Origin of the sequence: Streptomyces sp. NPDC002574, from assembly GCF_042889545.1 — a bacterium.
In the GTDB taxonomy this organism is placed as follows: Bacteria; Actinomycetota; Actinomycetes; order Streptomycetales; family Streptomycetaceae; genus Actinacidiphila.
Genome location: NZ_JBIARB010000008.1, coordinates 371,274 through 387,634 on the forward strand (window position 1 = coordinate 371,274; position 16,361 = coordinate 387,634).

At 73.8% G+C, this 16,361-nt stretch carries 15 protein-coding genes; 6 read left to right on the forward strand and 9 right to left on the reverse strand.

The annotated features are described in order from the left end of the window. Nucleotides 1-38: 38 nt before the first annotated feature. Nucleotides 39-302, reverse strand: a complete 264-nt coding sequence (locus tag ACFYXS_RS21805; RefSeq protein ID WP_389250556.1) for a GlsB/YeaQ/YmgE family stress response membrane protein — start codon at nucleotides 300-302, stop codon at nucleotides 39-41. 182 nt (nucleotides 303-484) lie between these two features. Between ACFYXS_RS21805 and ACFYXS_RS21810 the strand changes: the two genes are divergently transcribed. Then, the gene (locus tag ACFYXS_RS21810) at nucleotides 485-1,351 is read left to right on the forward strand and encodes a DUF1206 domain-containing protein (RefSeq protein ID WP_389250558.1); all 867 of its coding nucleotides are present in this window, start codon (nucleotides 485-487) and stop codon (nucleotides 1,349-1,351) included. A 37-nt stretch (nucleotides 1,352-1,388) separates the two neighbouring features. Here the strand turns inward: ACFYXS_RS21810 and ACFYXS_RS21815 are convergent, their stop codons facing one another. The 4 genes from ACFYXS_RS21815 to ACFYXS_RS21830 all read right to left on the reverse strand — a co-directional run bounded on the left by ACFYXS_RS21815 (nucleotide 1,389) and on the right by ACFYXS_RS21830 (nucleotide 4,939). Beyond that, the gene (locus ACFYXS_RS21815) at nucleotides 1,389-1,835 is read right to left on the reverse strand and encodes a response regulator (RefSeq protein ID WP_319665948.1); all 447 of its coding nucleotides are present in this window, start codon (nucleotides 1,833-1,835) and stop codon (nucleotides 1,389-1,391) included. A gap of 4 nt (nucleotides 1,836-1,839) precedes the next feature. Continuing rightward, nucleotides 1,840-3,027, reverse strand: a complete 1,188-nt coding sequence (locus tag ACFYXS_RS21820) for an ATP-binding protein (protein ID WP_389250561.1) — start codon at nucleotides 3,025-3,027, stop codon at nucleotides 1,840-1,842. Beyond that, complete coding sequence (locus ACFYXS_RS21825) at nucleotides 3,024-4,208, reverse strand: PP2C family protein-serine/threonine phosphatase (protein ID WP_389250563.1); 1,185 nt, start codon at nucleotides 4,206-4,208, stop codon at nucleotides 3,024-3,026. The genes ACFYXS_RS21820 and ACFYXS_RS21825 overlap by 4 nt, the downstream gene beginning before the upstream one ends. Before the next feature lie 233 nt (nucleotides 4,209-4,441). Then, on the reverse strand, nucleotides 4,442-4,939 hold the full coding sequence (locus ACFYXS_RS21830; RefSeq protein WP_389250565.1) for a MarR family winged helix-turn-helix transcriptional regulator: 498 nt from the start codon (nucleotides 4,937-4,939) through the stop codon (nucleotides 4,442-4,444). A 127-nt stretch (nucleotides 4,940-5,066) separates the two neighbouring features. Between ACFYXS_RS21830 and ACFYXS_RS21835 the strand changes: the two genes are divergently transcribed. The 4 genes from ACFYXS_RS21835 (at nucleotide 5,067) to ACFYXS_RS21850 (ending at nucleotide 9,483) form a co-directional block, all read left to right on the forward strand. After that, entirely contained in the window at nucleotides 5,067-6,251 is a 1,185-nt protein-coding gene (locus tag ACFYXS_RS21835) for a PP2C family protein-serine/threonine phosphatase (RefSeq protein ID WP_389250567.1), read from the forward strand. A gap of 183 nt (nucleotides 6,252-6,434) precedes the next feature. Further along, entirely contained in the window at nucleotides 6,435-8,075 is a 1,641-nt protein-coding gene (locus ACFYXS_RS21840) for a SpoIIE family protein phosphatase (protein WP_389250569.1), read from the forward strand. Nucleotides 8,076-8,193: 118 nt separating this feature from the next. Further along, nucleotides 8,194-8,589, forward strand: coding sequence for an STAS domain-containing protein (locus ACFYXS_RS21845; protein WP_389250571.1), 396 nt, complete (start codon nucleotides 8,194-8,196; stop codon nucleotides 8,587-8,589). A gap of 123 nt (nucleotides 8,590-8,712) precedes the next feature. Next, nucleotides 8,713-9,483: a MerR family transcriptional regulator gene (locus ACFYXS_RS21850; protein ID WP_389250573.1), complete on the forward strand. Its 771-nt coding sequence runs from the start codon at nucleotides 8,713-8,715 to the stop codon at nucleotides 9,481-9,483. A gap of 40 nt (nucleotides 9,484-9,523) precedes the next feature. Here ACFYXS_RS21850 and ACFYXS_RS21855 read toward each other — a convergent pair whose 3' ends face one another. Genes ACFYXS_RS21855 through ACFYXS_RS21870 form a run of 4 tightly spaced genes read right to left on the reverse strand, consistent with a single transcriptional unit; the run spans nucleotide 9,524 to nucleotide 15,363 of the window. Then, on the reverse strand, nucleotides 9,524-11,707 hold the full coding sequence (locus tag ACFYXS_RS21855) for a 3-hydroxyacyl-CoA dehydrogenase NAD-binding domain-containing protein (RefSeq protein WP_389250575.1): 2,184 nt from the start codon (nucleotides 11,705-11,707) through the stop codon (nucleotides 9,524-9,526). 36 nt (nucleotides 11,708-11,743) lie between these two features. Continuing rightward, nucleotides 11,744-12,958, reverse strand: coding sequence for an acetyl-CoA C-acetyltransferase (locus ACFYXS_RS21860; protein ID WP_389250577.1), 1,215 nt, complete (start codon nucleotides 12,956-12,958; stop codon nucleotides 11,744-11,746). A 50-nt stretch (nucleotides 12,959-13,008) separates the two neighbouring features. Further along, nucleotides 13,009-14,151: an acyl-CoA dehydrogenase family protein gene (locus ACFYXS_RS21865; protein WP_389250579.1), complete on the reverse strand. Its 1,143-nt coding sequence runs from the start codon at nucleotides 14,149-14,151 to the stop codon at nucleotides 13,009-13,011. A 30-nt stretch (nucleotides 14,152-14,181) separates the two neighbouring features. Then, nucleotides 14,182-15,363 (reverse strand): CaiB/BaiF CoA transferase family protein, encoded by a 1,182-nt coding sequence (locus tag ACFYXS_RS21870; protein ID WP_389250581.1) that lies wholly within the window; start codon nucleotides 15,361-15,363, stop codon nucleotides 14,182-14,184. Nucleotides 15,364-15,465: 102 nt separating this feature from the next. Here ACFYXS_RS21870 and ACFYXS_RS21875 point away from each other — a divergent pair, with 102 nt between their 5' ends. After that, a complete protein-coding gene (locus tag ACFYXS_RS21875) occupies nucleotides 15,466-16,353 on the forward strand; it encodes an amidohydrolase family protein (RefSeq protein WP_389250583.1) in 888 nt (295 codons plus the stop codon). Nucleotides 16,354-16,361: the final 8 nt, after the last annotated feature.

Here is a 16,361-nt window from a genome sequence, read left to right on the forward strand (position 1 = left end):
GTGGGGCGGCCGGACCGTCGTGTCGTTGCGTCAGCGCGTCAGCGCCCCAGCCGGGTCCTGGCCAGTGCCGTGACACCGACGGCCGCGAGGGCGATCTGGATCAGCCACTCGATCCAGTCGACTCCCTCGGTGTCCGCGACCCCGAGTCCCGCCGCGATGGCACTGCCGACGAACGCGGCGACGATGCCCACGACGATCGTCCACAGCAGCCCGATCGGCTGCCGGCCGGGCGCCAGCAGGCGTCCCAGCAGCCCGATGATCAGGCCGATCACGATCGCGCTGATGATGCTCGAAATCTCCATCCCTACCCCAACCCTCGCTCCCCGTTCGCATGTCTGTCCGCATCCACCCGGATACCCCGGACCGGCGACTCCACGCGGGCCGGCGTCCGTCGGCGCCGCGCCCCGCTGTTTCACCGGCCCGGTACGGGGCAGCCGACGGCCGGGGGCCCAGGTACACACGCCCAGCGCAGGGAGGTCCGGCCATGGACACGACGGGGACAGCCGCCGCGGTGCGGCCCGGCAGCGGGGGGCGGCGCGCGATCCGGGCGGGCGCCCGCGCGGGACTGACGGCCCGTGGGGTCATCTACGTACTGACCGGCGTACTCGCCCTGCGGATCGCCTTCGACGGTTCCTCGCAGCAGGCCGACCGCGGCGGCGCGGTGGCCGAGCTGGCGGCTCAGCCCCTCGGCGGCTTCCTGGTCTGGGCCCTGACGGCGGGACTGGCCGGGATGACACTGTGGCGGCTGTCCGAGGCGGCCTTCGGGGCGGCCGGGCCGGACGGCGGCAAGGTGTCCAAGCGGGTGCAGTCGGGGGCCCGCGCGGTCTTCTACGGCTTCGTCACCTACTCCGTGGCGACCTTCGCGGTGAACGGGGGCTCCGGCGGCGGGTCCGGTGGATCGGGCGCCTCCGGCAGCGGGTCCGGGGGTTCGAGCGACCAGGCCTCCAAGGACGTCACGGCCGAGGTGCTGGGCTGGCCGATGGGCCGCTGGCTGGTCGGCGCGGCGGGTCTGGTCCTGGTCGGTGCGGGCGGCTGGATCGCCGTGCGGGCGATCATGCGCCGCTTCCGCAAGCACCTGCGCACCGGCGCCATGTCGCCGCGGACCCGCAAGGTGGTCGAGGCCCTGGGTGTGGGCGGGGGCACGAGCCGCGGGGTGGTGTTCGCCGCCGCGGGCTGCTTCGCCGTCATCGCCGCGGTGCGCTTCGACCCCGGGCAGGCCAAGGGGCTGGACGACACCCTGCGGACGTTCCGCGAGACCCCCGCCGGTCCCTGGCTGCTGGCGGCGGTCGCCGTGGGCCTGGTCCTGTTCGGCCTCTTCTCCGGCGCCATGGCGCGCTGGCGCGACGTCTGAGCGACGCCGGCACCTACCGGCACCGGCCGGCGACGGGTCAGCGCCCCGGCAGCTTCACCACGGTGACGAAGAAGTCGTCGATCTGCCGCACGACCTCGATGAACCGCTCGAAGTCGACGGGCTTGGTGACATAGGCGTTGGCGTGCAGCTTGTAGCTGCGCACGATGTCCTCCTCCGCCTCGGACGTGGTGAGGACGACCACCGGGATGTCGCACAGCGAGGCGTCGGCCTTGACGTCGGCCAGCACCTCGCGGCCGTCGTAGCGCGGCAGGTTGAGGTCGAGCAGGATCAGGCCCGGCCGGGGTGCGTCCGCGTGCTGCCCGCGGCGGTGGAGGAAGTCCAGCGCCTCCTCGCCGTCGCGGACGACGTGCAGCACGTTGCGGATCTTGTGCTCCTCGAAGGCCTCACGGGTCATCAGCTCGTCGCCCGCGTCGTCCTCGACCAGGAGGACGACGATCGGTTCTGGCTGGGGCGGCACGGTCAAGGCGTCACTCCTCCAATGGGGCGGGCCGCGCGGCGGCGGGCAGGGTGAAGCGGATGCGGGTGCCCTCGCGCGGCGCGGGGTCGAGCCAGATCCGGCCGCCGTGGTGCTCCACGATCTTCTTGCAGAGTGCCAGACCGATACCGTTGCCGTCGCCCCGGGGCTCCCCCTCGCGCGGGCGCGGCACGACACCGAAGACCTTCTCGGCGTAGGCCGCAGGCACGCCGACGCCGTTGTCGGTGACGGCGAAGCCGAGCAGGCCGTCCTCGTCCGGCCCGTCCGAGGTGATGGCGATGCGCGGTGCGCGGTCCTGGGAACGGAAGGCGACCGCGTTGCCGAGCAGGTTCTGCCAGAGCATCGTCAGCAGCGTCGGGTCGCCGATCGTGCGGGGCAGGACCGGCGGCCGCTCCACGCCGGCGCCGCACTCCTCGATCGGCCCGGCGAGGTTGGCCAGTGCCTGGTCCAGCGACTCGTCCAGCGCGACCTCGACATCGCCGTCGTCGGGCCGGCCCGAGCGCGCGAACGCGAGCAGGTCGCCCAGGAGCACCTGCATGCGCTTGGCGCCGTCGACCGCGTACGCGATGTACTGCAGGCCCCGCTCGTCGAGGCGGTCGCCGTAGCGCTTCTCCAGCAGCTGGCAGAACGAGATGACCTTGCGCAGCGGCTCCCGCAGGTCGTGCGAGGCGACGTAGGCGAACTGCTGCAACTCGCTGCCGGCGCCGCGCAGCTGTTCCTCCCGGTACCGGGACTCCGCCAGTTCGGCGTCGGCGGACCGGCGGGACCCCTCCAGTGCGCGCAGGGCCTCGCGCAGCGGGGTGAGCTGCCGCAGCGCCCTGCGGTGCACGAGCACGGCGAGGCCCGCCGCGGCGAGCAGGAAGACGGCCAGTACGGCGGCGACGGCCCAGTACGGCACGGTGATCCCGGCACGGTCGTCCAGGGCGGCGGCCGTGGTCCGGGGCGGAACGGCGGACCCGGGGGCGCGGCCGGGCGCGGCCCCCTGGCGCACGGCCCGGGGGATCAGGGCGGGCGCGGGGGCGGGGTTGCCGGTGGCGACGGTGTACCCGGCCGGGTGGCCCGCGGCCGCGGCACGCGGGGGCTGGTGGTGGGCGAGGCCGGCGACGGCGCCCACCACCACGACGAGGGCGGCGGGGGCGAGGGCGATCCGGCCCGCCTGCGTGAGCCGCGTGGTGGTCATGACGTGAGGTCCCAGTCGAGGCGGACGACCGCGACGTCGTCGTCGAAGCCGCCGTGTCCGGCAGCGAGCGACTCGGCCCGGTCGATGAGGGTGTCGACGAACTCCGGCGCCGTCAGCGCGGCGTGCTCCCTGGCCAGCGCGAGCAGTCCGGCCTCGCCGAGCCGCCCGCTGCCGGTGCGGCCCTCGAACAGGCCGTCGGTGAAGAGGGTGAGGGCCTGTCCGGGGCGCAGCTCGAGCCGGCCCTGGGGCCATTTCCCGGCACCGGGGACCATGCCGAGGGCCGGGCCGCCGGGCGGCTCGGCGTACTCGACCTCGCCCTCCGCCGTGCTGCTGAGCAGGCCGTGGTGGCCGGCCCGCCAGACCGACGCGCTGCCGCGGTCCGGGCTGAGGGTGAGCACCGTGGCGGTGGCGAAGATCTCGGGCGCCGCGCGTTCGGCGACCAGCACCTCTTCCAGCAGCGACAGCTGGCGTTCGCCCTGGACGCCGCTGAGGACGAGGGTGCGCCAGGCGATGCGCAGTCCCACGCCGAGCGCGGCCTCGTCGGGGCCGTGGCCGGAGACGTCGCCGATGACCGCGTGGACGACGCCCTCCGCGGTCTCCACGACGTCGAAGAAGTCGCCGCCCAGCAGGGCGTCGGCGCGGCCGGGACGGTAGCGCGCGGTGACGGTGACGTCCTTGGTGCGCAGCATCGGCAGCGGGAGCAGACCGCGTTCGAGCCGGGCGTTCTCCTCGGCGCGCATCTGGCTGGCGCGCAGGGCGACGGCGGCGCGTTCGGACTGCTTGCGCTCCACGGCGTACCGCAGCGCACGACCGAGCAGCTCCGGCTCCACGCGCCCCTTGACCAGGTAGTCCTGGGCACCGGCGGACACCGCCGCGAGCCCCGTGCGCTCCTCGGCCAGGCCGGTGAGCACCACGACCGCCGCCCGCTGGGTGAGGGCCAGGGCCCTGCCGAGGGCGGCCAGACCCTGGCCGTCCGGGAGGTGCAGGTCCAGCAGGACGCAGTCGGCGGGGAGGGCGCGGAGGGCGTCGCCGGCCTCGGCGAGCGAGCGCACCCACCGCAGGTCGACCGGCACGCCGCTGTCGGCGACCAGCTCCTCGACCAGGAGCGCGTCGCCGGCGTCGTCCTCGACCAGGAGCACGGCGAGCCGCCGGCTCGTGCTGTCACCCGGTCTGGGGATCAACCCCCCAGGCGGAGTCAGGGTGTTGCCTTCCACATCGTCTCCCCACCCACCAGCGGTGCCCCGTGCGGGGCGATGGGATCGTACGCGAAGGACACCCTGGCCGGGCGCCCTTTGCGACACTGCAGATCATCTTCGATCATTGCCGTTTGGCAACAGTAATACCGTGCAACAGATACACGGAGCACACCCGGGTCGGGAACAGCCCGTTCAAGAAGTGAGGATGCCGTGCGCACCTATGCGCTGTGGCTCCGTCCCTCCGTCACGGCGGGGGCGGCGGCAAGCCCCGTGGAGGCCGCCGCGTTGCGGAAGGCCGCCAGCCCCTCCAGCAGGGCGCGCCGGGACCGCTCGGGCATCGCGGCCACGACGGCGGCGAGTTCCCGCTCACGGCGTTCACGCAGGTCGGTGAGGAGCCCGGCCCCGCGGGGGGTGAGCCACAGCCGTACCTCCCGGCGCGAGGTCGGGCTGATGTCCCGCGTGAGGTATCCCACAGCCTGCAGGCGGTCGCAGAGCCGGCTCATCGCCGGCGGCGCGGCGCCGAGCACGTCGCACAAGGTGCGCAGGTTGACGCCCTCGTTGCCCTCCAGCGCGAACAGAAGGCGCAGCTGCGAGGGCGGAACGGGCGGATCCCCCGCGTCCCGGCCCCGGCCCCAGAGCACCTCCAGCGCCTCGACCATCGACGACGCCTCGGCGGCGACGTCCCGGTCGGTCGGGCGACTCGCGGACAAGGTCATCTCCTGGGCGTCGTGTCTCGGGCCCGGAGCGGGCAGGAAACGGATATAGGGGTACACATCGCGGCTCCCCTCGGCCCTGCCACCGTAACCGACCCTTCCCTCCTCCCAGAAGGACCCCAGCGAACCGGTGAACACCCTCGCTCTCCACTCCGCCGAGCGCGCCCTGCGCGCCTCCGCTCCCCATGCCCTCCCCGACGCCGTCCGCCGCGTCCTGCGGCAGCACTACGGGGCGCGATCGGTGGACGTCCTGCTGGCCGACTACGGCCAGACCGTGCTCCAGCCGGTGGGCGTCCGGGCCGGTGCCGACGACCCCGTACGCATCGCCGGCACACCGGCGGGCCGGGCGTTCGGGGCACAGGAACCGGTCACCGAGGCCGTCGCCGACGGTGTGCTGCTGTACCTGCCGATCAGCGTGCGCGGCGACCGCATCGGCGTGCTGGGCGTCGGGTTCGCGGCGGAACACCGGCCGCACGACACCGACGACACCGGCGACGGCGCCGGGACGGTCGCGGACCTCGGCGAGATCGCCGAGATGCTGGGCCACCACATCCTGGTCGCCGACCGCGACACCGACCTGTACCTGCGAGCCCGCCGCCGCGACCGCCTCACCCTCGCCGCCGAGATCCAGTGGCAGTTGCTGCCCGGGCACTCGCTCGCCCGTCCCGGGTACGCGCTCGGCGCCCAGCTGGAGCCCGCGTACGACATCCACGGCGACAACTTCGACTGGTCGGCGTCCGCGGACGACCTGACGCTGACCGTCACCAACGGCATGGGCCAGGGCATCGACGCGGCCCTGCTGACCAGCCTCACCGTCAACGCGCTGCGCAACGCCCGGCGCGCCGGCGTCCCGCTCGCCGACCAGGCCGTCCTGGCCGACCAGGCGGTCTACGCCCGCTACCGGGGCGAGAGTTACGTATCGGTACTGCTGATGCGGTTCGAGCGGGCCACGGGCACGGTCGACGTGGTCGACGCCGGGTCGCCGCGCGTGTACCGGCTGCGCGCCGGAGCGGTGGAGCCCGTCCCCTTCGAACCGCAGTTGCCCCTGGGCATGTTCGAGGACACCCCGTACGTCGTCCAGCGGTTCGAGGTGCGCTCCGGCGACCGGCTCGTCATCGTCAGCGACGGGGTGTACGCCACCGCTTCCCCGTCCGGTGAGACGTACGGCGAACAGGCCCTGGCGCGGGCGATACTGGCCACCCGGCTGGTGCCGCCGACCGATGTACCGCGGGCCGTCCTGCGCGAGCTGCCCGGCTACCGCGCGGTGCCGGACGCCGAGGACGACGCGCTCGTCCTGTGCCTCGACTGGGAGTGAACCGCTGGTAGGAGCTTGCCCGGGCGCCTCCGCATGGGGAAGACTCTTGCCGCAGAGCAAATGTTTCCCCGGCTCATCGACGTCAAGGTACGAGAGGGTGAGCAGAGCGAACCCCGCCGCTCCGCAGGGCCCGGGTTGCGCTCGTACCCCACTGTGACTTCACTTCCGCCCCCACGCTCACCAGTGGCCCGACCGGCGGGTCGGGACACCTCCGCCCGGATCGGGCAGCGGGTGCTGCGCGCGCTGATCGAGTCCCTGACCGAGACCGCCGTCGTGGTGTGCGACCGCCGCGGCGTGGTGCGGGCCGTCAACGCCCTCATCACGTCCTGGGACCCGGAGATCGCCGCCGGCCGGCTGCTCGCCTCCACCGCCCCCGGCTGGCTGGCGGCGGCCGACGGCTCCGGGGCGCCGGACGCCCACGGCCGTGTGGGGGAACGGCAGGTGACGGCGCGCCGGGCGGCGCTGCCGGGCGGTCATCACGCCTGGTACCTCAGCGAGGTCACGGACACCCGGGCCGCCGACCGCGAAGTGCTCCTGGTCCATGACCGCACACGCTTCCTGGCCGAGGCCTCCGCCCGGCTGCTGTCCTCGCTGAACCTCGGCACGTGCGTCGCGGCCACCGCGGAGCTCGCGGCCGGCCGGCTGGCGGACGCCGCCGTGGTCGTCGTCCCGCCCGAACGGGGCCGGCTGCGGCTCACCCGCGCGCTCGCGGGCCGGGCCGGGGTCGAGGAGCACGCCCTGACCGCCGACCCCGCCGAGGTCCCCGGACTCACCGAGGCCCTGGCCGGCCTCCCGACCCCGCCGCCCCACCGGAGGGACCCCGGACGGGCACCGGACTGGCTGGTCCCGGCGGGCTTCGGCGAGCCCGGCCCGCTGCTGGTCGCACCGCTGCCCGGCAACGGCGTCCCGGCGGGGGCGCTCGTCCTCGTGCGCCGCGGCGGCGGTGCGTTCAACGCCGACGAGCAGACCCTCGCCCGGGCCTTCGCGGCCCGCGCCGGCGCCGCGATCTCCGCCTCCGTCCTCTACACCGAGCAGGCGCGCAGCGCCGCCGTGCTGCAGGAGAACCTGCTCCCGCCGCGACTGGAGCCCATCACGGGGACCGAGGTCGCGGGCTCCTACCGGCCGGCCGGCGAGGCACTGCGCGTCGGCGGCGACTTCTACGACGCGTACCCGGCCCGGGAGCCGGACGAGGAGAGCACGGTGGTGCTCGGCGACGTGTGCGGCAAAGGCCTCGAGGCCGCGGTCCTGACCGGCAGGATCCGCAACACCCTCAGCGCGCTGCGCCTGGTGGAGAACGACCACGTGCGGCTGCTGACACTGCTCAACCACGCCCTGCTCGACACCGCGCACGCCCGCTTCGCCACTGTGGTGCTGGCCGGGATCATGCCGCTCGGCCATGGCCAGGTGCGCCTGCGGCTCACCGCGGGCGGCCACCCGGCCCCGCTGATCCTGCGGACCTCGGGCGAGGTGGAGGAGGCGGCGACCACCGGGACGCTGATCGGCGCGGTGCCCGACGTCCAGGCGACGACGTACACGACCGTGCTGCACCCGGGCGAGAGCTGCCTGATGTACTCGGACGGCGTCACCGAGGCCCGGGGCGGGGCGACGGGCCGCGAGTTCTTCGGCTCCGAGCGCCTGAAGCACACCGTGGCCGGCTGCGTGGGCATGCCGGTGGACGCGCTGGTGGAACACGTCGAGACGCGCACCACCCAGTGGCTGGCCGACCGGCCGCACGACGACATCGCCCTGGTGGGCGTGGCCGCACCGCGCGGCACCCACCTGAGCGCGGTGAACGGCCACGGCCCGGGCAGGTTCACCGGATGAGCACACTCACCGCGCCCGCGAACAGGGCCCCGCGCATCCTCGTGCCGATCGGCGCGGGGGTCACGGCTTTCCGACGAACGGAGGAGGCGACCGGTCCGCAGGGACCGGCGAACACCGTATGACGCTCCCGCACTTCCCACCCCTGCACCTGCGGACCGAACGCCTCGTCACGGGGGCGGTGGTGATCCGCGTCGCCGGAGAGCTCGACCACGAGACCGCTCCGGACCTGCTCGACGCCGTCACGGGCGAACTCGCCGCCCAGCCGCCGCCGGGCGGCCTGGAACTCGACCTGTCGGGCGTCGCCGTGTGCGACTCCTCGGGTCTGTCGGCACTGATCGTGGCTCTGCGCAGGGCGACCGGCGCCGGCACGGGCCTGCGGCTCACCGGGCTGCCGACCCAGCTGGTTCGGGTCATCAGGGTCACCGGGCTGGCGGCCCATTTCGACGGGGCCGCGGACACCGCGGGTCTCCCGTCCGCGCCCCGCTCCCCCACCGCCCCTGACGGCGGGACCTGACGGCCGCTCCGTCCCTCGCCCGCGAACGGGCCGTACGCTGCGGCAACGGCCGACGGCCGCGCGGCCGACCGGTCATACTGGTGCCATGACCAGGGCGGCGAGCGAGAGAGCGAGATCCCGCGCATGACGCAGTCCCGCGCCGCGCGCCAGGAGGTGCCCGCGGCGGACGAACCGCGCCTGACGGTCGACGAGTTCGCGGCGCGCGCGGGGACCACCGTCCGCACGGTCCGCTTCTACAGCGCCAAGGGCCTGCTGCCGCCGCCGGAACTGGGCTCACGCCGGGTCGGCCTCTACGGGCCGGACCATCTGGCGCGGCTGGCGCTGATCGAGGAGTTGCAGCACCAGGGCCTCACCCTCGCCGCCATCGGCCGCTATCTCGACCAGTTGCCCGGTGACATCACCCCGCAGGACCTCGCCCTGCACCGGGCGCTGGTGGCCACCTGGATGCCGGACACCGCGGAGGAGGTACCGCGCGCCCGGCTGGAGCAGCGGGCCGGACGCGAGCTGAGCGGCCACGACCTGGACCGGCTGGCGGCGATGGGGGTGCTGCACCCCACCGCCGACCGGGACGTCCTGCTGGTCAACCCGGCGATGCTGCACCTCGGGGTGCGGCTGCTGGACGTGCCGATCCCGCTGGAGACGGTGCTGGCCACCCGGGAGATCGTGCTCAAGCACGCCCGCGCGGTCGCGCACGAACTGCACCGGCTCTTCCAGCGCGAGGTGTGGCAGCCGTACGTGGCCGGGGAGCCCGACCGGGAGGAGCGGGCGCGGATGCGCAGCCTCAGCGAGGACCTGCAGCCGATGGTGGTGCAGGCCCTGGTCACCGCGTTCCAGCGGTCGCTGGCGGAGGAACTGCGGGTCACGGCGGCCGGGCTGGGCACGACGGAGAAGTGAGCCCCGGGGGCGGCGGGCGCCGTCCCCCGGGGCGTGGCGGTCAGCCGTCGGCGAAGGTCTCGCCGCGTTCGGCCTTGCGCACCAGCAGCTCCGGCGCCGCGAAGCGCTCGCCGTAGGCGGCCCGCAGCTCCTCGGCACGGGCGAGGAAGCCGGCCGGGCCACCGGGGTAGCCGTTGATGTACTGCAGGACGCCGCCGGTCCAGGCGGGGAAGCCGATGCCGAGGATGGAGCCGATGTTGGCGTCGGCGACGGAGACGAGGACGTTCTCCTCCAGGCAGCGCACCGAGTCCAGGGCCTCGACGAAGAGCATGCGCTCCTTGAGGTCCTCGAAGGGCACGTCCGCCGCCCCGGGCCGGGTGAAGTGCTCGCGGAGCCCGGGCCACAGGCCGGTCCGCTTGCCGTCGGCGTACTCGTAGAAGCCGGCTCCGCCGCTGCGTCCGGGGCGGTCGAACTCCTCGACCATGCGGTCGATGACGGCGTCGGCGGGGTGCGGCTGCCAGCTGCCGCCGGCCTCCTCCACCGCGCGCCGCGACTCGTTGCGGATCTTGCGGGGCAGGGTCAGGGTCAGCTCGTCCATCAGCGAGAGGACCTTGGCCGGGTAGCCGGCCTGGGCGGCGGCCTGCTCGACGGTGGCGGGGTCGACGCCCTCGCCGACCATGGCGACGCCCTCGTTGATGAAGTGCCCGATGACGCGGGAGGTGAAGAAGCCGCGCGAGTCGTTGACCACGATCGGGGTCTTGCGGATCTGCCGGACCAGGTCGAAGGCGCGGGCCAGTGCCTCGTCGCCGGTACGGGCGCCCTTGATGATCTCCACGAGCGGCATCTTGTCGACCGGCGAGAAGAAGTGCAGGCCGATGAAGTCCTCGCGGCGCTGCACCCCTTCGGCGAGCAGGCTGATGGGCAGCGTGGAGGTGTTGGAGCACAGCAGGGCGTCGGGCGCGACGACGCCCTCGATCTCCTGGAAGACCTTGTGCTTCAGGGCCGGGTCCTCGAAGACCGCCTCGATGACGGCGTCGCAGCCCGCCAGGTCCTGCGGGTCGGCGGTGGGGTGGATCCGGGCGAGCAGCGCGTCGCGCTTCTCCGGGGTCGTACGGCCCTTGGCGAGGGCCTTGTCGAGGAGTCCGGCGGAGTACGCCTTGCCGCGCTCGGCGGCCTCGGCGGTGACGTCCTTGAGGAAGACCTCGATGCCGGCCTTTGCGCAGGTGTAGGCGATGCCCGCGCCCATCATGCCGGCGCCGAGGACGGCCACCTTGGTGACGGTGCGGGCCGGGACGTCCTTGGGGCGGCTGGCGCCGGAGTTGACGGCCTGCATGTCGAAGAAGAACGCCTGGATCATGTTCTTCGCGATGGGGCCGGTGACCAGCTCGGTGAAGTAGCGCGACTCGATGGTGAAGGCGGTGTCGATGTCGACCTGGGCGCTCTCCACGGCGGTGGCGAGGATGTTGCGCTGGGCCGGGTACGGCGCACCGGCGAGCTGCTTCCTCAGGTTGGCCGGGAAGGCGGGCAGGTTGGCGGCGAAGGCGGGGGTGCTGGGGGTGCCGCCGGGGATGTGGTGGCCCTTGGTGTCCCAGGGCTGCGCGGACTCGGGGTGGGCGTCGATGAAGGCCCGCGCCTTGGCGAGCATGTCGTCGCGGTCGGCGGCCACTTCGTGGATCAGGCCGTTCTCCAGGGCGCGCTTCGGGTCGTACTGCGTGCCCTGGAGGAGCACCTTGAGGAGCGCGTCGGTGATGCCGAGCAGCCGGACGGTGCGTACGACGCCGCCACCGCCGGGGAGCAGGCCGAGCGTCGCCTCGGGCAGGCCGATCTTCGAGCCGGGCGCGTCGAGCGCGACCCGGTGGTGGCAGGCCAGCGCGATCTCGTAACCGCCGCCGAGCGCGGCGCCGTTGACGGCGGCCACGACAGGCTTGCCGAGGGTCTCGATACGGCGCAGGTCGCGCTTGATCGCCATGCCGGCCGCGAAGATCTGCGGGGCGTCCTCGGGTCCGGCCTTGATCATGTCCTTGAGGTCGCCGCCGGCGAAGAAGGTCTTCTTGGCCGAGGTGACGATGACGCCGCGGACGCTGTCGCGTTCGGCCTCCAGGCGGTCGGCGACGGCCCGCAGGGACTCCCTGAAGGCCTGGTTCATGGTGTTCGCGGACTGGTTCGGGTCGTCGAGGACGAGGGTGACGACGCCGGTCTCGTCCTGCTCCCAGCGGATGGTGGTGTTCGTCGGAAGAGCGGTCATGTTCGGTCGGCTCCGTTGCGGGTGCGGGACAGGAGGTCAGAGGCGTTCGACGACGGTGGCGATGCCCATACCGCCGCCGACGCACAGCGTGGCGAGTCCGTACCGCTGGTCGCGGCGCTCCAGTTCGTCGATCAGGGTGCCCAGGATCATGGCGCCGGTGGCCCCGAGGGGGTGGCCGAGCGCGATGGCGCCGCCGTTGACGTTGACCTTGTCGTGGCTCAGGCCCATCTCCCGCATGAAGCGCAGGACGACGGCGGCGAAGGCCTCGTTGATCTCGACGAGGTCGATGTCGTCGATGGTCAGCCCGGCCTTGGCGAGCGCCTTGCGGCTGGCGGGGGCCGGTCCGGTGAGCATGATGGTGGGGTCGGAGCCCGAGACGGCGGCGGAGACGATGCGGGCGCGCGGGGTCAGTCCGAAGCGCTCGCCGGTCTCCCGGTTGCCGATGGCGACCAGGGCCGCGCCGTCGACGATGCCGGAGGAGTTGCCCGCGTGGTGCACGTGGTCGATCCTCTCGACCCAGTGGTACTTCTGCAGGGCGACGGCGTCGAAGCCGCCGGCCTCGCCGATCGTGGCGAAGGACGGCTTGAGGCCGGCCAGGCTCTCGGCGGTGGTGCCGGGGCGGATGTGCTCGTCGCGGTCGAGGACGACCAGGCCGTTGCGGTCCAGGACGGGCACCACCGAGCGGTCGAAGCGGCCCTCCTTCCACGCCTCGGTGGCCCGGGCCTGGGACTCGGCGGCGTAGCTGTCCACGTCGTGGCGGCTGAGGCCTTCGATGGTCGCGATGAGGTCGGCGCCGACACCCTGCGGGACGAAACCGGTGGTGTAGCTGGTCATCGGGTCCATGGCCCAGGCGCCGCCGTCGGAGCCCATGGGGACGCGGGACATGGACTCCACGCCGCCGGCCAGGACCAGGTCCTCCCAGCCGGAGCGGATCTTCGCGGCGGCCATGTTGACGGCTTCCAGACCGGAGGCGCAGAAGCGGTTCTCCTGGACGCCGGCCACGGTCTCGGGCAGACCGGCAAGGATCGCCGCGGTCTTGGCGATGTCGGAACCCTGGTCGCCGAGCGGGGTCACGACGCCGAGGACGACGTCGTCGATCGCGGCCGGGTCGAGGCCGGGCAGGCGGCGCCGCAGCTCGTCGATGAGCCCGGTGACCAGGTCGACGGGCTTGGTGCCGTGCAGGGAGCCGTTGGCCTTTCCGCGCCCGCGCGGGGTGCGGATGGCCTCGTAGACGTAGGCGTCGGTGCTCAACGTCGGATGCCTTTCGGTGAGGGTGGTGGGGAACGTACGGGCCGTGCGGGTCAGTCCAGCAGCGAGCGGCCGATGATCTCCTTCATGATCTCCGTGGTGCCTCCGTAGATGGTCTGGATACGGCCGTCGGTGAACGCCCTCGCCACCGGGAACTCGGCCATGTAGCCGTAGCCGCCGTGCAGTTGGAGGCAGCGGTCGGCGACCCGCTTCTGCAGTTCGGTCGCCCACCACTTGGCCATCGAGGCGTGCACGGCGTCGAGCCGGCCGGCGGTGTGCTCGGTCACGCAGCGGTCGGTGAAGGCACGGGTGACCGCGCACTCCGTGGCCATCTCGGCTATCTCGAAGCGGATGTGCTGGAGCCGGGCGAGCGGGCGGCCGAAGGCCTCGCGCTCCTTGACGTACCGGGTGGTGATCTCCAGCAGGTGCTCGGCGGCGGCCGCCGCGGCCACGGCGATGCCCAGGCGTTCCTGGGCGAGGTTGGCCATCAGGTGGAAGAAGGCCTGGTTCTCGGCGCCGAGCAGGTTCTCCTTGGGTACGCGCACATCGGTGAAGAAGAGCTCGGCGGTGTCCTGCGCCTTCTGCCCGATCTTGTCGAGGTTGCGTCCGCGCTCGAAGCCGGGCATGCCGCGCTCGACGACCAGCAGGCTGAGGCCCCGCGCGCCGCCCTCGGGGGTGGTACGGGCGACCACCACGACGAGGTCGGCGAGGATCCCGTTGGAGATGAAGGTCTTGGCGCCGTTGAGGACGTACACGTCGCCGTCGTCCACGGCGGTGGTGCGGATGCCCTGGAGGTCGGAGCCGGCCCCCGGCTCGGTCATGGCGATGGCGCTGATGGTCTCGCCGCCGCAGAAGCCGGGCAGCCAGCGGCGTTTCTGCTCCTCGGTGGCCAGCCCCGTCAGGTACGGGCCGACGATGTCGTTGTGCAGGGCGAGGGCGAGACCGTGCGCGCCGGCGCGGGCGAACTCCTCGGCCAGGACCACCGCGTAGCGGAAGTCGTCGGTGCCCCCGCCGCCGTACTCCTCGGGGACGGCGATGCCCAGCAGCCCCTGGCGGCCGGCCGCGAGCCATGCCTCGCGGTCGACGATGCCCGCCTTCTCCCACCGGTCGTGGTGCGGCAGGACCTCCTTGGCGAGGAAGGTCCGCACCGTCGCCCGGAACGCCTCGTGCTCGGCCGAGAAGAGCTCGCGCTGCATGCTGCCTGCCTTCCGGGAGGGACGTCGTGGTCAGGGCCGGCTGCGCCGGGCGGCCTCGGGGGCGAGCGCCGGGACGTCCCAGTCGCGGGCGACCTCGGCGGTGTGTGCGCCGGGCCGGGCCGGGGGCCGGCGCAGGCTCGCGGGGGTGGCGGAGAAACGGGGGGCCGGGGCGGGCTGCGTGATGCCGCCGGTCGTGACGAAGGTGCCGCGGGCGGCCAGGTGGGCGTGCTCGGCCGCCTCGTACAACGACAGTACCGGCGCGACGCAGGCGTCGCTGCCCTCGAACACCTCGGTCCACTCCTTGCGGGTGCGCGCGGCGAAACGCCCGGCGATCAGCGACCGCAGTTCGTCCCAGCGGGCGAGGTCGCCTCGGTCGGGCGCGTCGTCGGGCAGCCCGAGCAGCCGGGCGAACTCCGCGTAGAAGGCGGGTTCCAGGGCGCCGACCGCCATCCAGCCGCCGTCGGCGGTGGCGTAGACCGCGTAGTACGGGCAGCCGCCGTCCAGCAGATTGGCGGCGCGGCGGTCCTGCCAGGCGCCGGCGGCGAGCATGCCCCAGATCATCGCGCCGAGGTGGGCGACGCCGTCCACGATGGCCGCGTCGACGACCTGGCCCGCCCCGGTGGCGCGGGCGTGGTGGAGCGCGGCCAGTACACCGGTCACCAGGTAGAGGGAGCCGCCGGCGAAGTCGCCGAGCAGGTTGGCGGGGACGGCGGGCGGGCCGCCGGCGGGCCCGATCATGCCGAGGGTGCCGGCGGTGGCGATGTAGCCGATGTCGTGGCCCGCGCTCGGGGCCAGCGGGCCGTCCTGGCCCCAGCCGGTCATCCGGCCGTAGACGAGGCGGGGGTTGCGGGCGCGGCAGTCGGCCGGGCCGACGCCGAGACGTTCGGCGACGCCGGGGCGGTAGGCCTCCAGCAGGATGTCGGCCCGCTCGGCGAGGTCGAGGACGAGCCCGGCACCGCCCGCGTCCTTGAGGTCGACGACGACCGAGCGCTTGTTGCGGTTGGTGACGTCGTGGTCCGGGTCCACGCCCAGCACCGGGCCGCCGGGCCGGTCCACGCGGACGACGTCGGCGCCGAGGTCGGCGAGGAGCATCGCGGCGAAAGGGGCCGGCCCGATCCCGGCGAGTTCCACGACGCGTACGCCGGTGAGCGGGCCGTCCGCCGCGGACCCGCGCGCGTCCGGCCCGGGGGCGTCCGTGCGTCCCTCGGCCATCGTTCCTCCGGCCTCTTCGGCCACTTCGGCGGGACATGACAGTAATGGTGTAACACTGATGATGCTATGGAGAGCCGGAGCGGGTGACAAGGGGTGACCGACGTGGCACGGCCGGATGACGACGTACGGGTGAAGGACCTCTGGCGGGGGCTGGGGCTGCCGGGGATCGTGGACGTCCACACGCACTTCATGCCCGAACGCGTGCTGGCCAAGGTGTGGGCGTACTTCGACGGCGTGGGCCCGCTGACCGGCCGCCCGTGGCCCATCGCCTACCGGGAGGACGAGGAGGAGCGCGTCGCCGCGCTGCGCTCGTTCGGCGTCCGGGCCTTCACCTCCATGCTCTACCCGCACAAGCCCGCCATGGCGGCCTGGCTCAACGCCTGGGCCGCGGACTTCGCCGCCCGCACGCCGGACTGCCTGCGCACCGCGACCTTCTTCCCCGAGCCGGGGGCGGCGGGCTACGTGCGGCAGGCGGTGGAGTCCGGCGCCAGGGTCTTCAAGTGCCACGTCCAGGTGGGCGGCTTCGACCCCAACGACCCGCTGCTGGACGACGTGTGGGGGCTGCTCGCCGAGGCCGGCGTCCCCGTCGTCACGCACTGCGGGTCGGGCCCGGTGCCCGGCCGGCACACCGGCCCGGAGCCGGTCCGCCGGCTGCTGGCCCGGCACCCGCGGCTGCGCCTGGTCGTCGCCCACATGGGCATGCCCGAGTACGGGGACTTCCTCGGCCTGGCGGCCCGTCACCCCGGGGTGCACCTGGACACCACGATGGCCTTCACCGACTTCGCCGAGGCCGACGCCCCGTTCCCGGCCGGGATGCGCGGGCGGCTGGCGGACCTCGGCGACCGCGTGCTGTTCGGCAGCGACTTCCCCAACATCCCGTACTCCTACCTGGAGGCCGTCGAGGCGGTGGCCCGGCTGGGGCTCGGCGACGCCTGGGTGCGGGGCGTGCTGCACGACAACGGGGCCCGGCTGTTCGGGCTGGACCGCTGAGCGGCGCA

Bases quoted from the DNA above. Each gene is read 5' to 3' on its own strand.
- ACFYXS_RS21805 (WP_389250556.1), bottom strand. From the start codon at position 302: ATGGAGATTTCGAGCATCATCAGCGCGATCGTGATCGGCCTGATCATC.
- ACFYXS_RS21810 (WP_389250558.1), top strand. From the start codon at position 485: ATGGACACGACGGGGACAGCCGCCGCGGTGCGGCCCGGCAGCGGGGGG.
- ACFYXS_RS21820 (WP_389250561.1), bottom strand. From the start codon at position 3,027: ATGACCACCACGCGGCTCACGCAGGCGGGCCGGATCGCCCTCGCCCCC.
- ACFYXS_RS21830 (WP_389250565.1), bottom strand. From the start codon at position 4,939: ATGACCTTGTCCGCGAGTCGCCCGACCGACCGGGACGTCGCCGCCGAG.
- ACFYXS_RS21845 (WP_389250571.1), top strand. From the start codon at position 8,194: ATGACGCTCCCGCACTTCCCACCCCTGCACCTGCGGACCGAACGCCTC.
- ACFYXS_RS21850 (WP_389250573.1), top strand. From the start codon at position 8,713: ATGACGCAGTCCCGCGCCGCGCGCCAGGAGGTGCCCGCGGCGGACGAA.
- ACFYXS_RS21855 (WP_389250575.1), bottom strand. From the start codon at position 11,707: ATGACCGCTCTTCCGACGAACACCACCATCCGCTGGGAGCAGGACGAG.
- ACFYXS_RS21865 (WP_389250579.1), bottom strand. From the start codon at position 14,151: ATGCAGCGCGAGCTCTTCTCGGCCGAGCACGAGGCGTTCCGGGCGACG.
- ACFYXS_RS21870 (WP_389250581.1), bottom strand. From the start codon at position 15,363: ATGGCCGAGGGACGCACGGACGCCCCCGGGCCGGACGCGCGCGGGTCC.